The sequence below is a fragment of the Pseudomonas sp. KT_2_4 genome (genome assembly GCF_041410225.1).
Taxonomy (GTDB): Bacteria; Pseudomonadota; Gammaproteobacteria; order Pseudomonadales; family Pseudomonadaceae; genus Aquipseudomonas; species Aquipseudomonas paracarnis.
On sequence record NZ_CP166962.1, the window covers coordinates 881,209 to 902,091 of the forward strand.

At 58.5% G+C, this 20,883-nt stretch carries 14 protein-coding genes and 1 tRNA gene; 3 read left to right on the top strand and 12 right to left on the bottom strand.

The genetic code is table 11. The features are described from left to right. Positions 1-99 precede the first annotated feature (99 nt). Positions 100-576, bottom strand: coding sequence for a hypothetical protein (locus tag AB9N64_RS04010; RefSeq protein WP_019817088.1), 477 nt, complete (start codon positions 574-576; stop codon positions 100-102). Positions 577-800: 224 nt separating this feature from the next. On the opposite strand from AB9N64_RS04010, the gene AB9N64_RS04015 reads away from it, so the two are divergent. Beyond that, a tRNA-Leu gene (locus AB9N64_RS04015) sits at positions 801-887 on the top strand. A gap of 209 nt (positions 888-1,096) precedes the next feature. Here AB9N64_RS04015 and AB9N64_RS04020 read toward each other — a convergent pair. The 8 genes from AB9N64_RS04020 to AB9N64_RS04055 all read right to left on the bottom strand — a co-directional run bounded on the left by AB9N64_RS04020 (position 1,097) and on the right by AB9N64_RS04055 (position 11,365). After that, positions 1,097-3,343: a TonB-dependent siderophore receptor gene (locus AB9N64_RS04020; protein WP_014718540.1), complete on the bottom strand. Its 2,247-nt coding sequence runs from the start codon at positions 3,341-3,343 to the stop codon at positions 1,097-1,099. 158 nt (positions 3,344-3,501) lie between these two features. Continuing rightward, entirely contained in the window at positions 3,502-4,485 is a 984-nt protein-coding gene (locus AB9N64_RS04025; RefSeq protein ID WP_069868512.1) for a siderophore ABC transporter substrate-binding protein, read from the bottom strand. Continuing rightward, positions 4,482-5,264 (bottom strand): ABC transporter ATP-binding protein, encoded by a 783-nt coding sequence (locus AB9N64_RS04030; RefSeq protein ID WP_019817091.1) that lies wholly within the window; start codon positions 5,262-5,264, stop codon positions 4,482-4,484. The genes AB9N64_RS04025 and AB9N64_RS04030 overlap by 4 nt, the downstream gene beginning before the upstream one ends. Continuing rightward, the gene (locus AB9N64_RS04035; protein ID WP_371359980.1) at positions 5,261-6,211 is read right to left on the bottom strand and encodes an iron chelate uptake ABC transporter family permease subunit; all 951 of its coding nucleotides are present in this window, start codon (positions 6,209-6,211) and stop codon (positions 5,261-5,263) included. Before AB9N64_RS04035 ends, AB9N64_RS04030 begins: the two co-directional genes overlap by 4 nt. Then, positions 6,208-7,152, bottom strand: coding sequence for an ABC transporter permease (locus AB9N64_RS04040; protein WP_014718544.1), 945 nt, complete (start codon positions 7,150-7,152; stop codon positions 6,208-6,210). Before AB9N64_RS04040 ends, AB9N64_RS04035 begins: the two co-directional genes overlap by 4 nt. Further along, on the bottom strand, positions 7,149-8,918 hold the full coding sequence (locus tag AB9N64_RS04045) for an ABC transporter ATP-binding protein (protein WP_019817094.1): 1,770 nt from the start codon (positions 8,916-8,918) through the stop codon (positions 7,149-7,151). Before AB9N64_RS04045 ends, AB9N64_RS04040 begins: the two co-directional genes overlap by 4 nt. After that, on the bottom strand, positions 8,912-10,705 hold the full coding sequence (locus AB9N64_RS04050) for an ABC transporter ATP-binding protein (RefSeq protein WP_371359981.1): 1,794 nt from the start codon (positions 10,703-10,705) through the stop codon (positions 8,912-8,914). The genes AB9N64_RS04045 and AB9N64_RS04050 overlap by 7 nt, the downstream gene beginning before the upstream one ends. A gap of 108 nt (positions 10,706-10,813) precedes the next feature. Then, positions 10,814-11,365: a sigma-70 family RNA polymerase sigma factor gene (locus AB9N64_RS04055; protein WP_014718547.1), complete on the bottom strand. Its 552-nt coding sequence runs from the start codon at positions 11,363-11,365 to the stop codon at positions 10,814-10,816. A gap of 230 nt (positions 11,366-11,595) precedes the next feature. Here AB9N64_RS04055 and AB9N64_RS04060 point away from each other — a divergent pair, with 230 nt between their 5' ends. Beyond that, positions 11,596-13,761: a condensation domain-containing protein gene (locus AB9N64_RS04060; RefSeq protein WP_371359982.1), complete on the top strand. Its 2,166-nt coding sequence runs from the start codon at positions 11,596-11,598 to the stop codon at positions 13,759-13,761. A gap of 47 nt (positions 13,762-13,808) precedes the next feature. On the opposite strand, the gene basC is transcribed toward AB9N64_RS04060, so the two are convergent. The 3 genes from basC to AB9N64_RS04075 form a co-directional block, all read right to left on the bottom strand. Further along, positions 13,809-15,128 carry a putative histamine N-monooxygenase gene (gene basC / locus AB9N64_RS04065; RefSeq protein ID WP_014718549.1) on the bottom strand — a complete coding sequence of 440 codons (1,320 nt, stop codon included), beginning with the start codon at positions 15,126-15,128 and terminating at the stop codon, positions 13,809-13,811. A gap of 92 nt (positions 15,129-15,220) precedes the next feature. Then, positions 15,221-16,108, bottom strand: coding sequence for a hypothetical protein (locus tag AB9N64_RS04070; RefSeq protein ID WP_371360383.1), 888 nt, complete (start codon positions 16,106-16,108; stop codon positions 15,221-15,223). Further along, complete coding sequence (locus AB9N64_RS04075) at positions 16,089-19,583, bottom strand: AMP-binding protein (RefSeq protein ID WP_371359984.1); 3,495 nt, start codon at positions 19,581-19,583, stop codon at positions 16,089-16,091. The genes AB9N64_RS04070 and AB9N64_RS04075 overlap by 20 nt, the downstream gene beginning before the upstream one ends. Positions 19,584-19,723: 140 nt before the next feature. Here AB9N64_RS04075 and AB9N64_RS04080 point away from each other — a divergent pair, with 140 nt between their 5' ends. Next, entirely contained in the window at positions 19,724-20,869 is a 1,146-nt protein-coding gene (locus AB9N64_RS04080; RefSeq protein ID WP_323558344.1) for an isochorismate synthase MenF, read from the top strand. The last annotated feature ends 14 nt before the right edge of the window (positions 20,870-20,883 follow it).

Here is a 20,883-nt window from a genome sequence, read left to right on the forward strand (position 1 = left end):
ATGGCGGTGTAACGGGTTCAATACCTGTGACTGACACATCGCTATCGCAGGCAAGCCAGCTCCCACAGTTGCGCTATATTGCCCACAGCATCAGTGCTGTCACTTCACCTTGCTGCTCAAGTTTTCCACACTGCGCTTCACATCATCCAGGCTTCGCTTGAGGCCGTCGATTTCGCTTTTCTGCCGCTCTATCGTGCTCTTCTGCTCATCCACCGTACGCTTGAGACTCGACAGCTGGCTGTCACTGCTACTGGCACTCGAGCCGTCCTTGCGCTTGAACTCATCAAACGCCCGCTCCTGGCCCTCCACTTTGCTTTTCAAGCTTTGCAATTCGCTTTGACTCTGTTTTTGCCCAGCCTGCAGCGCCTCGACATCACCAACGGAAACACCCGAGGGCTTCAACACATAGGCGCCGCCCACATCCATCGAGCCGGCCGTCAACTTGTCTGAAGACGACGCACTGAACTCCCCCCACTGCACCGCACTCCCCGCCTGCGCCAGACTGAATACGCCAGTGCCCAACAACCCCGCGACACCTGCGGCCATGATCCAAGCCTGCTTACGGATACTGAGCATCAAACGACTCCCTGCGAAAATGCCGAAATGGCCTATCGCTATGACTGTCATTTATGGGGCTTGTTCCTGGGTGGCTTGCGTTCATCGGGACTTGACACAAAGGCCCTGTAGATCACTGATCTGCCACGCTTTTTCCTGCGCATCTTTATGCGGGAAAACCGGCTTGGAGGTTGCGCTGAAGCGGCTGGATCTATATATTCCCAACCCTGTTACACCGCGCTACCGCCCGAATGGCGAAACTGGTAGACGCATGGGACTTAAAATCCCCCGCTCGTAAGGGCGTCCCGGTTCGATTCCGGGTTCGGGCACCATCTCCTGTTCCACTGACGGCCAGCACTGTTTGTGGAACCCTTGAAAACCCGCCGTTTGGCGGGTTTTTTCGTTTATGGCGTTTCGTCGGTTTCCGTATGTTTGCAGACTTTCGTGTTTCCGAACTCTGCCAGCGAGGAAGCGCTCAGCCTGTATGAACGCTGGCTTGGCATTCCTCGCCAGGGTCCAGTGCTTTTGGACTTGCAAACCCTCAGAAATCTACCGTACCCGAGAGCAATACCGTGCGCGGCGCGCCCAAGCCGCCAGAAAGGCCGCTGCCATCCCCGCCGTTCCACGAACCAAGCCAGTACGCCTTATTGGTGACGTTCTGCACGGTGGCGCGCAAGGTCACAGGCTTGGTCTCGACCTTGAAGGCATAGCGAGCCCCCACATCGTAGGTGGTGTACGAGTCCAGCGACACCCGATGATCGTTGGTCGCGTATTGTTTGCCCGTGTGGTTGATGTTGCCGGTCAGGGTCAACCCAGGGACGTCGAGGAGGTCATACTCCGTGCCTAGCTTGGCAATCACCTTGGGCACGCCTGTCACTTGCTTGTCTTTGACACCACCGGTGACCACCTTGGTCATTTCTGCCTGGGTATAGGTCGCACCGCCCATCAGGCGCAATCTTGGTTGCAACTCGCCAAAGAACGACCATTCCACGCCACGGTTTTGTTGCTCGCCGTAGACGCCGAAGACATTGGTGAGCGGATCGGTAAAGGCACTGGGCTTCTCAATCTGGAACAGGCTGACGGTATGGGCGAAAGAGCCCAGGTCTACCTTGGTCCCCAGTTCGTATTGCTTGGTCTGGTACGGCTGCATGACCGCACCTGCGTTCTCTGCCGAGTCAGGGGCCGACGCGCCTTGGCTGAGGCCCTCGATGTAGTTGGCATAGAGCGACACCTCATCCGTCACCTTGACCAGAAGTGCGGTGGCGGGCGAGACACGGCTTTCGTCATAGCTGGTTTTCGAAGCCCTGGGGCCGAAAGCGTCGGTGGTGTTTTGCACGCGCTGACGACGGGCGCCTACGGTCCATTGCACACGGCCTTCGGCGAAGGACAGCGTATCGGCAATCGCATAGCTGCCCAGGTTGGCCCTGGTTTGCGAGGTGGTTGCACCATAGCCCGGGAAGGTCGGCGCGTTGCCAAAGTCGAGGTTGTCGTAATTTGTGGTGCCGGGGATGGCGGCTCTCGCGTCCTTGAAACTGTTGTCGGAGGTAAAACGGGTCGCGGCGATGGTCCAGGCATGATCCACGGGGCCCGTCTGGAATTTGCCCTTCAACCCGACCTCACCCGATTGCTGGGTGCCACTGCGAATCGAACGAATGGCCGAAGAGCTGATGCCACCCACATTGTTCACCAGGGTGCTTGAGTTGATCATCGCGTTGTAACCACCATCGCGCTGCCCCCACGCCGCGTAGGCAGTAAGCGAATCCGTCAGGTCGTATTCGCCCCGCACCATCGTGGTAGTGGTGTTGTTGATGGTGTAGGCCCACTTGGGTGCCAACGCATAATCGCCCTTCTTGGGGCTTGGCAAGTGGGTGACGTTGGGGGCAATTGTGTTGATCCCGAAGTAGTTGAGACCATCAATGCGTTCACGCTGTTTGTAGAAATCGAGCGATATCCGAGCCCGCTCGCCACGCCAATCCAGCCCGAGGGAAGACAGTGCCATTTTGTGTTGCTGATTATCCACGGGGGTATCGCCGTCACGGTAAACGCCGTTGAAGCGCACACCAAACTGCTTCTGATCACCAAAACGTTGCCCCAGGTCCGCGTGCACACCCCCTAGGCCCCGGGACTCATAAGTGGTGGTCAAGCGTGCCAACGGTTCGTCGCCGGCGCGCTTGGGTACCAGATTGATGCTGCCACCTACACTGCCGCTTGGCGGCATGCCGTTGAGCAGCGCCGAAGGGCCCTTGAGCACTTCGATGCGCTCCGCCAATTCGGTAGAGCCGCGCATATTCGGCGCCATGCCGACCAGGCCGTTAAAGGTGATGTCATCGGCGTTGCTGTAGAAGCCGCGGATGAAAAAGGTTTCAAAGTTGCTGCGTTTGGTGGGCACGTACACCGAGGGGTCGGTCGCACCGATCACCGAGCCGATATCCTGCGCCTGACGGTTCTGTATGTATTCATCGGTATAGCTGATGGTATTGAAAGGCGTCTCCATGAAATCCTTGTTGCCCAACAGCCCAACGCGGCTGCCGGAGGCAACCTGCCCGCCAGCATAAGCCGGCGGCAGACCTGTAGCGGGGTCCATGACGCCCTCCACCACCGTTTCCGACAACTCCAGGCTGGCGCTGCTTGTGCCTGCTTGCGGGGCAGCGCTCGCGGCGGTGGGCGCCGCCGTCAGCCCCAGTACCAGCGCCATCTGCACAGCCGTGAACATATGACTCAAAGTAAAGCGTTGCGCAGCCTGCGGTGAATCAGGGGTAGCGCGATGTTGGCGACAGCGTTCCGACATGCTGAATTCCTTTTGATTCGGAGAATGTGTATGTGCTCACTAGGCTTTCCGAACCAGAAGGTAAAACCCTCAATAACAATCATTAGCATTTGTGTTTTTTTGAAAATAAAGGCGAGTGCCTGCACGGCACCCGCCCTTGCGACCCCAAGCGCAGCGGGTCAGCCCTTGTAGCCTTGAACCACCTCGTCGGCCATGCGACCCAGACACGTTGCACTGACGGTACACAGGTACCAGGTCTGGGCGTCGACAAAGATCACACGTCCGTTGGTCCAGGCCTTGGTTTTGCGCAGCAGCGGGTTATCCAGGCTCTTCATGTCCAGCGCCGGCCGCCGTTCCATCACTGCGGTACGGTCGATCACGTAGAGAATGTCGGGATCGGCCTGCTGGATGAATTCATTGGAGATGGGCTGGCCATGTAAGCCAGCCTCGATGTCGGTGCTGGCGGGTTTTACGCCCAGGGTGTCGAAGATGAAACCGTAGCGTGACTTCACGCCATAGGAGGTGAATGCGCCGTTGTTATGCAAAACGATCAGCGCTTTCTCCGGGCGCCCATCGGTGACGCGCCGAGTCTGTTCAACCTTGGCGTCCATTTGCGCAACCTTCTGACGAGCCAACGCTTCTTTGCCTAGAATGCGCCCCAGGGTCATGAGGTGATCCTTGGCGGTGGCGAAGAGATTGCCGTGTTGGTTGGTCAGGTCCACATCGTCATAGAGCGTCGGTGCGATCTGGCTCAGTTCTGGGTAACTTTGCGCCTGGAGCGGCGAGATCAGGATCAGGTCGGGCTTGAGGGCATGCAACCGCTCAAGGTTGGGTTGGATGGTCGACCCCACGTCCATGATGTTCGGATTGTCACGGTACTGGATAAGGAAACTCGCGACATAGTCCTTGGCGATACCCACCACCGGCGCGTCCAGCTGGTCGAGTGTATCGAGTTCACTCATATCGAACGCCACCACACGTTGGGGGAGCTGGGTGATCATCGTGCTACCCAGTGGATGCTCGATCTTGATCGGCTCGTAGTGCGTATGCGCAGCGACTGGCGCGGACGCCTGTGCCGAGGGTTTGTCACAGCCCTGCAGGCCGGCCGCCACCGCGACCGCCAGCAGTGCCCCACGGATTGTTTTTGCCTTACCAATACTCATATCTGCTCCCTTGATAATGATGGGTTGAAGTAGTTGCAGACGAACCCCTGCTCGCTCTGCAGAATCTCGAAATCCAAATCAAAGAGATCGCGCAGGTGCGCCTCGGTGACAACCTCCGCTACCGGGCCACGCAAGTGCACCGCGCCGTTTTTCATGGCCACGATATGATCGGAGTAGTTGGCCGCGAAGTTGATGTCATGCACCACCAGGATCACGGTGCGACCTTGTTCGTCACATAAGCGGCGCAGCGCACGCATGATTTGTACGGCATGCTTCATGTCCAGGTTATTGAGCGGCTCGTCCAACAGCAGGTAATCGGTTTGCTGGGCAATGGTCATTGCCAGGAACGCCATTTGCCGCTGCCCGCCGCTCAGCTCGTCGATGTAAGAAAGGCGTAATGGTTGCAACGACAGAAACTCGATGGCTTCGTCAATGACCTGGCGATCCTGGACGGTGAGCGCCCCTCGGCTATAAGGGAAACGCCCGAAAGCCACCAATTCTTCAACGGTCAGCCGCAGGTTGAAATCGGGTGTCTGGCGTAAGGTGGCGACGCGCCTGGCATATTCGCGGATGGGCACATCCGCAATGCTACGCCCGCCAATCAGCAGTTCGCCGCGGGTCGGCGCCAGCAGACGTGCGATCAACATCAGCAAGGTAGTCTTGCCTGCCCCGTTGGGCCCAATCAGCGAAGTCACCTGCCCTGGCGGGAACTGAACGCTGACGTCACTCAGGACGTGCTTGGTGCCGTAGGTCTTATAGACGTGACGAAGGGAAATCATGAAGCGCCTCGGGTTCGAATCATCAGCGCGAGGAAATACCCGCCGCACACCAGGTTGATGAGAATGCTGACGGAGGTGTTGTAGTTGAACATCTGCTCGACCATGTACTGGGCGACGATGAAAATGCCAATGGCAATGGCGCAACTCATGGGCAATGTAATCCGGTGCCGGGCGGTGCGGGCAAGCGGATAGGTGATGTTTGCCACAAACACGCCCATGAAGGCCGTCGGCCCGACGAGACTGGTTGAGACAGCCACCAGAATCGCGATCAGCGCAAGTTGCAGGCGCACGCTGCGTTGAAAATCGACACCCAGGGAAATCGCCTGGTCACGCCCCAGCGACAACACATCGAGCACCGGCAGGCTTCTTTGCGCGATAAAGCACGCCGCCGCCACCAGCAGCCCCGAATAGATCACTTGCGTGGGTTGCGCCTTGTTAAAGGAGGCGTAGTTGAAACCCTGGAAGATCGAGAACTCACCAGGGCTGATCTTCAGTTGGATAAACTGGGTAAAGGTGCCCATCACCATGCTCAGTACCAGCCCAAGCAGGAGCAGCAGGTACACGTTGTTGCGTCCGTCATGGAACAGCCAACGGTGAATGAGCCCTGAATAAGCGAGCATCAATAGGATCGACAACAATACGTTACCGTTACGCCCTAACAGCACCAGGCTCTGGGTACCCAGCACCAGGATCAGCAAGGCCTGGAACAACAGGTAGATTGCCTCATACCCCATGATCGCCGGCGTCAGTATTCGGTTGCCGGCAAGGGTCTGGAAAATCACCGAAGAATAAGCAACGCATACTCCGGCAATAACCATCGCGGCCAAACGGGTCATTCGCTTGGGAATGACGTACTCGAAGTCAAAGCCTGAGCCCAAGAACAGGAACGCTATCGCCAGGACCAGCACCAGTGCCCATAGACCATAGCGGGTAGCCACACGCCTCATGCGTATTTCCTGATCAGCAACACCAGGAACAACACACCGCCTACGCTTCCCGCGGTGAGACCGATGGGCACTTCGAAGGGATAGATCAACAAGCGGCCGAGAATGTCGCACGCCAGCAACAGCGACGCGCCGCACAACGCGACGATGGGCAATGTTCGCTCCAGGTTCTCGCCGTAGTGCAACGCCACCAGGTTGGGAATAACCAGCCCGACAAAGGGAATGGCCCCTACGGTAATGACCGTGGCGGAAACGGTGACCGCCACCAGCATCAGCCCCAACGCCGCATTTGCCGTGTAGTTCAGGCCCAAGCTGCCGGCCATGCCCTCGCCCATGCCGAGTACAGTAAAGCGGTGCGCGAACAGATAGGTGAGCACGACTATCGGCAAGATCAGGTAGATGATCTCGTAATTGCCCTGGACGATCTTCGAGAAGTCTCCGAGCATCCAGCCCTGCATGCTCTGCAAGATATTGTGACGATAGGCGTAGAACTCGGCGATGGCGCTCAATACGCTGCCGTACATCAGGCCGATGACCGGAACCATCACGGTGTTCTTGAACTTGATGCGGCGGATGATCGCGACATAAAGCAGGCTCGCCGCAAAGCAAAACGCCAAGGCAAACAGCATACGGCCGGCCGCACCGGCAGCGGGGGCCACCGTCAATGAAATCAGAATGCCCAGCTTTGCTGCATCCAGCCCGCCGGAAGTTGCCGGTTCGACGAAGCGGTTGCGCACGATCTGCTGCAGAATCACGCCGCACACGGCCAGCCCCACCCCCGTGAGAATCAGGGCGGCCAGGCGAGGAAGGCGGCTGGCAGTCAGTGTCAGCCAAGCGTCATCGGATAACGTGAACAGTGCCGTCCAGGAAACCTCTTTGACCCCCACCATCAACGAAAGGCAACAAAGCACGGCAAACACGCAGAGTAAGATTGCACGGCTCAAGAACCGCCCTCACCGTCTGATTCTCCAGCAATCCGCCAGCCTTTCGCGGCTTGGCGTTGGGCGAGAAAGTGCGCGTAGAGCCCTGGCTTGGCATTCAACTGCGCATGGGAGCCCTGCTCGCTGATCTGGCCGTGGTCGAGCACTAGAATCTGGTCGGCCATGACCACTGTCGACAGCTGGTGCGCGATGACAATCAGCGTGCGCGTGCCGCGTAAACGCGCCAACGCTTGCGCGATCGCCGCTTGGTTCTCGGCGTCGAGAGCGGCGGTGGCCTCATCGACCAACAAAATCGGCGCCTCTTTGATCAGCGCACGGGCGATGGAGATTCGCTGTCGCTCTCCCCCGGACAGGCGTGCACCGCCCTCGCCTACTGGCGTGTCCAGGCCTTGGGGCAAGCGTTCGATGATCTCCAGGACGCCAGCCTGTGTTGCTGCTTGCATCACTTGGGCATCAGTGGCATCGGGTTTACCGATGCGAATGTTGTCGGCGATGCTGCCCTGGAACAGGTAAGCATCCTGAAAGATCTGGCTGATCTGACCGGCCAGCTGCCCACTGGACATCTGCCGAACATCTACACCGCCCACCATCACGCGGCCTTGCGTCACATCGAAAAAGCGCGCAATCAGCCGCACCAGGGTGGTCTTGCCCGAGCCAGAAGCACCGACCAGCGCCGTCATGCTGCCGGGCTCGATACGCAGGCTGACATCGCGCAACACATCGGCCTGATCCTCGGCATAGCAAAAGCTCACGTTTTCCAATACGACCGATCCATCGACCGGCGCTTGCGGGGCCTGCGGCTCCGGCAAAGGGTCGACCTCGAAGATTTCGCGCACGGCATCAAGCTGACCGCGCGCGCCACGTAGCACTTCGCTATAACCTGCGACCTCCAGAAGCGGGTCGATAAAGCGGCTGACCAACAGCAACGACACGATCACGGCTATGACCGAAGACGGTGCCAGGCTTGCGCTCAACTGATCACCCAGCCATAGCGTGGCAGCCACCAGCAAGACGGCGAAGCCGGCCTGCACCGCCCAGGCATTGAACACCACCGACATCGCCGAGACGTGGATCAGCCGCTTTGCAGACTGCTGCTGGCGCCCGATGGCCTGCTCGAGAAACTGGGTGCCGCCGTCCTCGCCATTAAAGGCGCGGAGCACCGATTGTGCCTGGGCAAACTCGACCATGCGCTGGCTGGTCTGCGCGGCGCTGTGCTGAAAGCGTTGGTCGGCGCGCTGCCCCAGATGAGCTGTCAGTGCAAAGATACCCAACAAGAGGGGTAAAGCCAGTAGCGCGATCAACCCCATTTGCCAATGTAAGTTGAACAACGCGGCAACGATTACAACCGGTGTGACCACCCCTGTGATCAACGGCGTGAAAACGTGGGCCGGAAGCTGAGCCAATTCCATCATGCCCTGGGAGGCCAAATGGCTCAGTCGTGCGGTATTTTGTGCGCTGAACCAACCGACCGGCAAACGCGCCACATGGTCGCCGAGCCGATGACGACCACGCTGCAGAACAGCGATACCGACGCGGATACCCGCCTTCTCCACCGTCCGTCGCAAGGCCCAGCAAACCAGCACCCCGATCACGAGCGCAGTCAGCCATTGCCCTGCTGAGCGCACATCACCGTTCAGCAGACGAGTGAGCACCGGTACCAGAGTGACAATCGTCAGCCCGCAGAGCAGGCCGTAGACGAGCGTCATCCAAAGGTAGCGGCGCAATACGCGGGCATCTTCGCCCAGCAGTTGATTAAAGGTTTTCAGCATGACGATACCGCCTGTTCCTTGGCCTGTTCGTAGCCGCCCAGCGCCCACATTCGAGCGTAGCGGCCGTTGCGGGCGAGCAGTTCGTGGTGGCGTCCCTGCTCGCAGATCGTGCCGTTGTCGATCAGGATGATTTGGTCAGCATGCATCACCGTATCGAGGCGGTGCGCGATCACCATCAAGGTTCGGCCCCGGGCGAAGCGCGACAGTGCTTGTTGAAGCTTCACCTCGTTCTCGGCATCGGCCGCCGCCGTGGCTTCGTCGAGCACCAGCAGTGGTGGGTCCAACAATATGGCGCGGGCAATACTCACGCGCTGCAACTCGCCGCCGGAAAGCTGTACATCCTCCCCGATCACCGAGTCGTAACCTCGCGGCAAGGCGCAGATGCGCTCATGGATATTGGCAGTGCGGGCTGCGTCTTCGATTTCCTGCTGACTGGCCGAGGGGCGGCCCAAGGCGATGTTGTCGCGCAGGCTGGCATGGATAAGGCGTACCTCCTGCAACACAAAACCGATGCGCCGGTACAACTGCGTGCTCTCGATGTGCCTGAGGTCGACGCCGCCCAAGGTGATGCGCCCTTCACTCGGGTCGAAGAAGCGCAACAACAGGCGGGCCAGGGTCGACTTGCCGGAGCCCGAAGCACCGACAATCGCGGTCACTGTGCCCGGCTTGAGGGTGAAGTTGATGTCCTTGAGCACCGGGGTCTGGCCGTCGTAGCTGTAGCCGAGCTGCTCGACACGTATTTCGGCATTTTCCGGCAACGCTGGCGCGGCAGCTGCCAAGGTTTCCAGCACGGGCGTTTGCAACAGCGTATGAACGCGCTGCGCTGCGCCCGTAGCATTGTTCAAGTCATGAGTAACGTAGCTCAGCAGCAACAGCGGCGCACAGATTCCCGGCGCCACCAAGGCAAAGGGCAACACGTCTACCGGTGTGATCCAGCCCAGGCTCACCCAAAGCGTGCCAAACGTCAGCACTACGCCGAGCACCGCCACCGGGGCAATCATCGCGTGAGCGTTGGCCATCGCGCTGACCAGCGGGCGGGTGAAGTCGGTAAAGGCCTCAGCGAAGCCATCAACCGCCTTGCGGTAGCTGCCATGGGCCTTGCCCTCGACCCCGAAAGCCTTGACTACAGGAATGCCATTGACGAACTCAACCACTGCATTATTGATGCGTGCCATTCCGGCGCCAAATGACTGCATGTTCGCCCCACTGGCCTTGGTGGCCCTGGAGAAAAACAGGAAGAACAGCGGGAACGGCAACAGCGAAACAATCGCCATGCGCCAGTCCATGACGAATAGGTAGAGAACCGAAACAAGAATTGCGCCGATGGTACGACCCAAGGTGGTAAAGAAGTGCGCGGTCAGGCTGTGCAACGTGCCAATGTCGTCTTGCATCGCTTGCTTGACCTCGCCGGAAGCCCGACTGGTAAACCATCCCAATGGCACCTTGGCCAGACGGCGGGTAATCGCCCGACGCAAATGGCCGGTGATGCGGTTGTCGGCCAGGTGCGCAGCCATTTCGCCCAGCGAAATCAAGGTCATCCCGAGAAACAGGCAGGCCAGACTGATGATGACAACCCGCCAGACTTGATCCTGCATCTGGCTCCAGGCTGTCGCCACCTCATCTTGGGCCATTGCAAGCTGTGCGATATGGGCGATACCGGCCAGGGGCACCAGCGTCAGCATGGTACCGATGGCGGCCAATACCGCCGCGACTATCAGTTGCCCACGTATGGGTCTGAGTATCTGAGATACCGTGCCGGCAACGCCGGGTTCATCTGTAGCACTCATGAGTTCTCCTGAATAACCACTGCAGGTAGCCTGAAGGCCACCTGGCTTCCTTTAGGTTTGAGTGGTATGCGCTGCGTACTTTGTATTCCGAACGGCAACGCAAAATCCTCAATCGAGACGTTCATTAATCGATGAGGCGGTGCCAGGCACCAGCCCGGGCACGAATGGGTAGCAGGCTCGCAGGCCAGACGCGATGTACTTCTCGACGGAAGACACCGACACTTTCAACTCGCAGGCAATGTCGCGGTGGCCCATACCATGCAACTTGCACAGCAGCAGCGCTTGGCGGGTTTTGGCTGGCTTGCGGCGCAATGCGTCATCGATCTGAGCCAGCGCTTCACTCACGAGGGCACGTCGCTCCTCTGACGGGACCAACAGTTCGGCCTGCAACTTGAGCGCCTCCAGATGGCGGGCCTCAAGATGACGTCGGCGATAAAGATCGATCACCATGCCTTTGGCGATTTGGGTCAGGTGGGCGCGAGAATCCTCGGTGGAAGGAACCCGGCCTTTCTTGATGAGATTGAGATAGACATCGTGAGCGAGATCAGCGGCATCGACCGAGCTGCCCAACTTGCGGCGCAACAGGCTGCATAGCCAACCGTGATGGTCGACATAGAGCTTTTCAAATTGCTGCGTGGACGCGAACGCTCCGTTGTTCACAACACCTCTCCTGAGACGGTCAATTCGCGATCAGCTTTTGACTAATGCGAATAGGTATGATTACTATTTAACATCATACGGCGTTCATTGACCCCCTGCAAATGTGAGTTGCTTGCACCTTCTCTTGCGCCTGGATTTCTGAGCGTTGCAGCAGACCGAGGATCGGCCTGTCGGCACTGCGGTGCCCTCTCTACTTCTTACTGTTCAGTTTGATAAGGCGGGAAATTTCCATGATGGAACTCAATCCAGACTCGTTACCGAAACTGTCTGTCACTAATAACGAAGAGCATTTCTGGCTCTTGCAGCAGCAATATCCCGAACGCGTGCTCAAGCACTTCAGCGCCTGGCGATTCGACGCCGACATTGACCTTTCACGACTTACGTCAGCGATCAGGAGCGTTATCGAAACACTCCCCGATCTGAATGCGCGCTACCTGTTCAACGACGATGGTGAAGTGCACAAAGTGCACGCCGCTGACTGGCAGTCCTGCTTTGAACTCATGCATCTACACTCGGACGTAGAGGCCACCGAGCATTTGCGCGCGCAGCAAATGGCACCCTGGGACGCGCAAAGCCAGCCGCCATTCAAGGCGTTGATTATCCAAACCGGGCAAGACACTATCCTTGGCTTCATACTCCATCAGGTCCTCGACCAGAGTTGCCAGGAAGGCCATTTGTATCACCAGGTATTGAGCGCCTATATAGGCCACTCGGCCAGCAGTACGCCTTGGTTGCACGGCTTGGCGAATGGTGAAGCGCTATCGTCACCCATCAGTGCGCCCACCGCCCAGCCTGCGGCCAACGACGACGTTGCGTCGATTATTCTTGATGAGTTTCGAGCGGCCCTGGTAGAGCCTGACATGCAACTCACTGATGATTTCTTTGATTTCGGCGGTCATTCGCTACTGGCCACACGCATCATTGGCAAGCTGCTGAGCGGCCATGGCATTGAAGTCCAGTTCAATGATTTTTTCAGCGCGCCGTCGGCCGCCGCCTTGGCCGCACACGCCCATATCATCGAGCAAAACGATGCAACTGCTGTTGCCATGGACCGCCAGCAAGACGTACAGAGGGCACCTTTCGCGCTGGCCCAAGCCTCCCTTGGGCGGGCTTACGCAGCCTTTGAGTTCGGGACAATTTTCAACCTGCCCTTTGCCCTGGACTTCCTCGACCAGGTGGATGAAGCACTGTTCGAGCAAGCTTTCCGTGACCTGCTCAAGCGTCACGCCAGCCTGCGTTCAACCTTCCACTTCGAGGGCTCTGAGGCGTACCAGCAGATCGTGCCGTTCGAGCAACTGTCCGAATACAAGTGGTTCTGGCCAAGCCAGGAAAGCCGGGGTGCAACGCTCAAAAGCGAAGCCACCTATCAGTTCGACCTGACCCGCGAGCTACCCCTACGGGTTCGTTTCATTTACGACCCGCAACGCCAACGCCAAACCCTATCATTGCTGATCCACCACATGGCCATTGATGAATGGTCACTCAACGTGATGATGGAGGAACTGGCTCAGGCCTACCTCGCCCGTGCAGCAGTCAAAGCACCCACCTGGTCAGCGCCTGCACCGTCATTCCATGAGTTCGCCCTACGACAACAGGCCACTGGCATCAATCAACAGCATCTCGACTACTGGACGAACATGTTGCGCGGCGCAACCCAGGGCCTGGCACTGCCCTCCCCTGACTATCAGGCCAGCGTGCCGGCCAGCGAAGTGTCGACGAACGCGCAATGGTTCGAAATCAAACCCGACCAGGCGCTCACCGATAACCTGTATGCCTTCGCCAGACGGAATAACGCTTCGCTGTTCGGTGTGGTCTATACAGCGATTGCGTTATCCCTGCATAAGCTCGGTAATTTGAAAGACCTTGTGATCGGCACGTCCGCCTCCGGCCGCACCGACCCAGGGTTTTATGAAACGGTCGGTTACTTCACCACGATGGTGGCGCATCGGGTGCAGTTCGATCCCCAGCAGGCCGTTGGCGCACTGATTGAAAACACCACTCGCCTGATCAATGATTCCATGGCTTATGCCGATATTCCGATGGAGCAGATCCAACAGGCCCTCGGCATGACGCCCGCAGACGGCCTGCTGTTCGACGTGTACATTCAAATACACGCCAACAACGCCTTGAATGGCACCCTGAGCACACCGGACGCCGGGACGATCCGCTACCGGCAGATTGACCCGGACAAGAACCAATCGATGTTCGGTATTCAGTTCGAAATCATGGAGAACACGATCGACGGCAAACGCTCACTGCGCCTGGTCATTACTTACCGTTCGGACCGCTACAGCGCAGCACAGATGGCGCGCCTGAGCACGACCATAGATCAGGTGTTCGCGCTGTTTACGACGCCCGACGCAGCCCGCACCGCCCTTAACCATATCCACCTATAACCTGATCAGGGTCTTGGTAATGCTACCAAGACCCTCAACCCTCGGCTCTACGCCTCATGCATCCCGTAGCGCTGGAACGATGACCGTTTGGGCAAGCGGTAGTAAGGCTGGCCAAGCAACTGGTTGATAATCGTTGCATTGCGAATCGCCGCAATCCCCAAGTCCGGCGAACCAACACCATGCTGGAAGATCTCCGCATTCTGCACGAAGACACGGCCCGTGCCTGCATCGCAGCGGCGTGCGGTGAAATCGTCCTGGACAATACAGTCACCATACTCATCGGTTTCAAGCACCACGCCCTTGAGCCTTTCAAACCACTGCGGCCATGTATGCCCGTAGCCTGTCGCCGCCACAATGGCATCAGCTTCAAGAGTGCCGGTCTGGTTCAATTCACGGTGCCGGTAAGCGATTTTCAGCATGCCATCAATCTCTTCCACGGCCTGCACCTCGCAATTGGATAGCAACGTCAGGCCCGGATCACTGCCGCCAATCGAGCGTTCATAGATCAGGTCGTAGATATCAGCGATGGTCGAGAAGCTAATGCCTTTGTACAGCAGCCCTTGCCCTGCAACGATGGCACGGCGTCGCTCCCTCGGAATGCTGTGGAAGTACTCCATGTAGGACGGCGTAAAACACTCCTGCCCCAGTTTCGAATACTCCATGGGATGAAAACCCGCTGAGCGTGTGATCCAGCGAATCGACGCCCCTGCTGCAATCCGCTCGGGTGTCAACTCGCTGAACAAGGCCAACACACATTCGGCCGCACTTTGGCCGGAGCCAATGACCGTGACCCGCTGGCATTTCGACAACTGTTGCTGACGCTTGCCGAACTCCGCCGAGTGCATCACCGGCGCGGTGCTCTTGACCTGTGCCCACTGGGGCAATACAGGCGCCGTACCGACACCAATCGCCAGGTCCCGACTGTGATAATAGCGCTTGAAGCCTGACACTGATTGGCTCTCTACCAGAAACTGGCCAGCGTTGGCGTCATACGTCACATCACAGATCTCCTCGCCGAAATGGCAGGCTGGCAGCTGCTGCGACGCCCAGCGGCAGTAGTGATCGTATTCACGGCGAGGCACCTGAAAGTTTTCGTAATAGTAGAACGGGTACAGGCGATCGTGCTGATGCAGGTAGTTCAGATAACTGAGCTGATGGGTGGGATCCGCCATCGTCACCAGGTCGGCCAGAAACGGAACCTGAAGCGTTGTGCCTGGTAACAAAAGCCCTTCATGCCAGCGAAATTCCGCTTTCCGGTCAAGGAAAACACCGGTCACGCCAGGATGCTTGGACAGTAACGCGGCCAAACCCAGATTAAAGGGGCCAATGCCAACGCCGGTAATATCAACACTTTGTACATCCATCATCCAATCCATCTCCCTAGGCCCAACTGTTTGGTTATTGCAGTTGACGTGCGCGCAGGCGCGCCACCGCGCTTATATCAACATCCGTTACACGCTCAGGAACCCTCAGCCATGAGCAGGCGTTCAACGTCTTGTGCATTGCGACAGCGTAGGAGCTGCCCTGGCGAAAGGCGCACCGAGAAATCCTCTTGGACCCGCGCCGAAATCGCCTTCAAATGCTGGGGCCGTAGCCCAAGGCTAATAAAGTCCACGCTGGCATTCGCCCCATCCGCCAGCGGTCGCCCCAGTACGCTCAAGTAGATATCCAATACCTTGTTGCGTGGCGTCGAGCGCCTCATCGCAGCGGGCTCACTTGCGTCATTTACCGAAGCCGTAAGCAGGCTGCGGGCCCGTTGACGATCAGGCTTGCCGTTCTGCGACAGCGGCAACGCGTCCACCCTGAGCAAACGCGTGGGCACATGGGAGTGCGGCAGGTGCTGACGGGCGAAGTTGCGGAGTTCGGTGGTGGTCGGCTCTTCGCCGCCCTGCTGACAGACATACAAAGCGCCAATGCAGACCTCGCCTTGGCGCTGCTCGCCGTAATCCACGACCAACACGTGCCTGAGCGACGGATGATTGATCAGCGCTATCTCGATATCCGGAAGCGATACCCGCACACCGCGAACTTTCACGTAGCCATTTACCCGACTGTCGAAGATCAAGGTACCGTCGCGGCGGTAACGCCCGCAGTCACCGGTCCGGAACGCCCGAACGGCTTGGCCATGTTCATCAGTGACGGTCACGAACTCGCTTTGAGCCAACTCGCCGTTTTCGAGGTACCCCAGCGCGAGATTGACGCCGGCGGTGTGAAGTCGGCCAACTACGCCTGCCGGGCAATGCTCGCCTCGTGGGTCTAGGACGAAGTAGCTATTTCCGGGCAAGGGCCTTCCATAAGGAATCAGCGCACGGTCATCGTCCGTAATTTCATGCCAAATACTCCAGATGGTGGTCTCCGTCGGCCCCCCCCAGGGAAATCAACCGAGATGACGGCAGCAGTTCACGCAACTCGGCGATCACGGCCGGCTTGATGTAATCACCGCCCTGAGCAATCAAACGCAGGCTCTTCAAATCATGGCTGGTGCGGCATGAAAGGAGCATTTCCAAAATAGCGGGCACAGAGCACCACAACGTCACCTGATGTTGGGCGATCAACTGGTTCCAGCGTACGGCGTCCTTTTCCTCGCCACCCCCGGTAAGCACCAGTGTTGCCCCTGCCGTCAGGCATCCGAAAACGTCGAACACCGACATGTCATGGTGAAGTGGAGTCACGGACATGAACACATCGCGCTCGGTGACAGCCCAACGTTCAAGGGTGCTGCCGACGACATTGGCGGTGGCTCGGTTGTTCAGAACCACGCATTTGGGTTTACCAGTGGTGCCCGAGGTATAAAGGTAATAGGCCGGGGCGTCGCTTAACGACAGGTCATCCAGCACGGGCATCGCCTGGGTCTGCACAGCCAAGAGTTCCGCCGGTGTAGCCGTGACTGAGCCGACAGACTCATGCTGGGCAATCACCACAAGATCGGGCTGACAGTTTTCCAGCAGGTAACGCAACCGCTCGGCCGGCGCTGAAACGTCGATGGGAACCCAGATTACGCCTGTCAGAGCACACGCCAACGTCACCATCGTATGTTCCGGGCTGCGAGGCAGGCAGATGGCGACGACTTGCCCACGTGATAATCCGCGCGCTTTCAATGCCCCGATGATGCAGCACACGCTGTGGCCGAGTTCGGCATAGCTGATTAGCCGATCACCACTGATAAGAGCAGTTTTGGTATTACTCCGATCAAAGATGTTGGTCGCGATCCTGTCGAGAAACCCTTCGCGGCACGCTTCAGTGACCCGACTATTGAAACGGTAGTGGCCTTTTTCGATTATCGCCTTGGCATCAACGGCCAAAACCCCGCTTGTGGTGGCTTGGTCGACCGCTTTTTCGATTGCGTTCAAAACGGCGCTGACAAGCTCCGGCTCCAGCACTGCGCGTGCATAGTCGATATCGAACACCAATTCGCCGTCGGCATTGGCCGAGAAGCGAATATCCATCGCCACCTGTGGCGTCTGGGTCAGACCGCCGTGCAGGCTCATCGGGCTGCCCTGCGCCGAGACTGGCCAGGAAAACCCGTTGGTGATCACCACCGGAAGCACCGGGCCGGGACCATGGGACTCGAACAGCAAACGAGCAAGGTCCACCCCTGAAAAGCTCAGGTGCTGCAACCCTTCCAGCACATCTACTTGCAGCTTGGCAGCGCGTTCGGCAAAACCATCTGGCTCGGCGCTCCAATTGATCGCGATAAAGCTTGAGCGATTCGCAAAGGCACCGACCGTTTGCGGGGCAACAGGCACCGCAACACACAAACCACCCTCATCGAGCCAGTGCGAGAGCACTTCCAGCACCAGTGCCATTAGCGTGGTGTTTTTAAACAGCCGCTGCCGCGCGCCCAACTTGCAATAGGCGCCGAACGTAGGCTTGGGGATCAGCAGGCTCTGTCGCTCGTAGCGTGAAGCGCCCACCCGATCCAGCGCAGTGATCCACGGCAGCCGCGGTGCCCCGCTGACCGCAGCAAGCTTGGCTTTCCAATAAACGGAATCTGCCTTGCGCTTACTGTCCAAATCCTCTGGCTCGGATGCCGTCTGCGGGAACGACTCCTCGCCAGTTGTGCCGTCGAACAGCTCGACCATGAGGGTGGCGATTGAGCGCCCATCGAGAATCAAGGCGTCGAGGCGTACGAAGACGCTCAACTGGCCCTCCGGAAGCTTGAAGATCGTGACGTTCCAGGGCGAACGGTCCAGCTCGAACAACGCATGCGCATACGCCTCGCGGCGCGCCTCGACGTAGTTGAGCGCCTCTTCTGGCGATAAGGTCGTAAGGTCGACTTCGTCCAGGTTCAACTGCACCTCATCGCTGACGAACTGCACGAGTTTCTGCGCGTCGATGCGTACTCTCAGGCTTTCGTGGCGCTGGACCATCTCGACCAGCCGGCTCCGCAGCAGTGCCGGATCCATAGCGCCGCGGTACTCGCGAAACTCTTGCATGGCCACACCACCCAGCGGCATCTGCGCGCTGCGCCCAAGCAAATAAGCCTGCTGTAAAGCGGTCAGTGGTTTTGCGACAACCGCTGGCTGGGAGAGTGGCTGGTCCAGAACAGCGGAGCAAGCGGCCACCTCGCGCACCATCAGCACGAAACGGTCGAAAAACTCCGACACCCAGGCTGGTGGTAACGCATCCAGACGGATATCCCAATTGATCAAGATGCCGCCGTCGGCGCAGACAACCTGCGCGTCTAGCGCAACCTGAGGCCCTTGGGAAACCACCCAGCTCATGGGGCCCAACACTCGCCGCACCCGCTCAGAAAGAAGGTCTGCGCCAGACAGATCCAGCCCGGCGGTAAACACAACAGGGGCCAGTTGCGCAGCGCCATGATGACGCGACAGGTCGCGCATCAGGTTCACCCCGGGATAAGCGCAATGCTCGAGCAAATCCACCATATTGCCTGCCAGTTGCCTGCACAGCTCGGCCAGGCTCCGGGCCGCCTCCAGATCGATATCCAGAATCAGCATGTTGGCAAAATCGCCGACGATCCGCTCAACCTCGCCCACCAGCGCAGGTCGCCAGAACGTAGGGACATTGAGGCGAAATCGCTTGTCTCCCGTTTGGGCGCCGAGGGCCGCTGCAAACACCCCCATCATCAAGGTAGACAGCGTTATTCTGCGTTCGCGGGCGAGACGCTGTAACGCCTGGCGCTCTTCTGGACCCAGCCATGTGCTGAGTCGATCGCTGTGCGGCTGGTCAGGCGGGGTTTCAAGAAAAGGTAACGTCGGCGCCGGCGTGATATCAGACAGACGCTCGCGCCACCAGCGACGGTCCCGGTCGCGGGCCGTTTTAAGTGCGCTATCGGTGCGCGCTTTGTCATACCAGTCGAAGAACGATGGCGTGTGTGGCAGAGCGGCCTCTGGATGTTCATAGAGGTCTGCCAGGTCTTCTATCAACGTGCGAAAACTGGATGGGTCAATGGCGATCATGTCCGTATCGACATGCAGCCGAAACGCATCATTGGCCAGCAGGCTCACACAAAACCGTGCTGCGGGCCCTTGACACAGATCAAGCTGCTGATGAGTCCATTCCTCACGCTTGCAGAGCAGGCGCTGCGCAACCTCCTCTTCACTCATCCTACGTAAATCCTCCACCTCCAATAGCGGTGACTGGTCCATCGCAGCAATGGATTGAAGCCCTTCCGCATTCAGCCTGACTCGCAGCATGGGGTGCAGCCGACATACCTGCTCAAGTGCCTTGCGCAGCCGCTCCAGCTCAATGCAATGGCCATCGAATTCGGCATACAGATGAGCTGAAACTTTCCCTAAAAACGCATGAGCAGTCCGCCCGATCCAACAGGCGGCTTGCATTGAAGTTAACTCTCTCATGGCTCACTCATGTGATTGACAAATCGTAATGATTAGCATCACATATTAGAAACGATAATGATTCTATTTCAAGTTTCTTTTTATCCCTAGGCCACGGAGGCTTCCCCCAAATGAGAACGGGCACCCTAAGAACGACCGAGATGGAAGAGGTGCAACTCGCAGAGGTACAACGTAGTTTTTCGTTCACATCCGGCGATCGCGAGTTAGCGGTCACCGGGATGCTGCAGAGAATTGAAACACCTGCCATTGGCGGCGATGACGCCAATAGCCTGTTCCAGCAGACAATTGTGCAAGCGCTTGATCGGGCGCGCGAAGCTGGCCAGAGCAACCCAATCATCGTTGGCGCCATCCCTTTCGACCCTGCTGAACCTTCCTGCCTCTACATTCCCGAACACGCGCAATGGCGGACCCGAGACATCCACGCGAAAACGGGTATGTCGACGCTGCCTGAGTTGATCGAACAGAAAAACATTCCGGACGAACAGGCCTTCAAACGGGCGGTGGAACACGCCGTCGTCAACTTCCGCCACAGCGACGTACGCAAGGCTGTGCTCTCGGTTCAACGCGAGCTGATATTTGCAAACGATGTGGATGTGAGTGCCCTGCAGCACAACCTGAAAACCCAGAACCCGAGCGGCTACCACTTCCGTGTGCCAATGCCTGATGGCACCACGCTGATCGGTGTCAGTCCCGAACTTCTGGTCCGCAAGGAAGGCCTGAGCTTTCTGTCCAACCCGCTGGCAGGGTCAGCCAAGCGCATGGCCGATCCAGAAGCCGACCGGCGCAATGCAGACTGGTTGCTGACATCGGAAAAAGATCACTACGAACACGGGTTCGTGACCCAGGACATCGTCAGCCAACTGGGGAAACTGTGCACGCAGCTGAATGTGCCGCAACGCCCCTCCCTCATCAGCACGCCCGCGCTCTGGCACCTCTCGACCCGCATCGAAGGTACGCTGGCAGACCCGGCTGTATCGGCCTTGCAGCTTGCCTGCCGCTTGCACCCCACACCGGCTGTGTGCGGCTTCCCCACCGAGCGCGCCCGGCGCCTGATTCGCTTCGTCGAACCCTTCGAGCGCGGCCTGTTCACCGGCATGGTGGGTTGGTGCGATGCCCAGGGCAATGGCGAATGGGTCGTAACGATTCGTTGCGGCACGGTCAGGCGAAACAAGGTCCGCCTGTTCGCCGGCGCAGGCATCGTTGAAGCCTCAAGCCCCGACTCCGAATGGGCAGAAGTCCAGACCAAACTTGGCACCATGCTGCGCGCCTGCGGATTGGCCCACTAACTCGAATTTTTTCA

Coding starts and splice junctions, on each gene's coding strand:
- AB9N64_RS04010 (WP_019817088.1), bottom strand. CDS start 576: ATGCTCAGTATCCGTAAGCAGGCTTGGATCATGGCCGCAGGTGTCGCG.
- AB9N64_RS04020 (WP_014718540.1), bottom strand. CDS start 3,343: ATGTCGGAACGCTGTCGCCAACATCGCGCTACCCCTGATTCACCGCAG.
- AB9N64_RS04025 (WP_069868512.1), bottom strand. CDS start 4,485: ATGAGTATTGGTAAGGCAAAAACAATCCGTGGGGCACTGCTGGCGGTC.
- AB9N64_RS04030 (WP_019817091.1), bottom strand. CDS start 5,264: ATGATTTCCCTTCGTCACGTCTATAAGACCTACGGCACCAAGCACGTC.
- AB9N64_RS04035 (WP_371359980.1), bottom strand. CDS start 6,211: ATGAGGCGTGTGGCTACCCGCTATGGTCTATGGGCACTGGTGCTGGTC.
- AB9N64_RS04045 (WP_019817094.1), bottom strand. CDS start 8,918: ATGCTGAAAACCTTTAATCAACTGCTGGGCGAAGATGCCCGCGTATTG.
- AB9N64_RS04050 (WP_371359981.1), bottom strand. CDS start 10,705: ATGAGTGCTACAGATGAACCCGGCGTTGCCGGCACGGTATCTCAGATA.
- AB9N64_RS04060 (WP_371359982.1), top strand. CDS start 11,596: ATGATGGAACTCAATCCAGACTCGTTACCGAAACTGTCTGTCACTAAT.
- basC (WP_014718549.1), bottom strand. CDS start 15,128: ATGATGGATGTACAAAGTGTTGATATTACCGGCGTTGGCATTGGCCCC.
- AB9N64_RS04075 (WP_371359984.1), bottom strand. CDS start 19,583: ATGAGAGAGTTAACTTCAATGCAAGCCGCCTGTTGGATCGGGCGGACT.
- AB9N64_RS04080 (WP_323558344.1), top strand. CDS start 19,724: ATGGAAGAGGTGCAACTCGCAGAGGTACAACGTAGTTTTTCGTTCACA.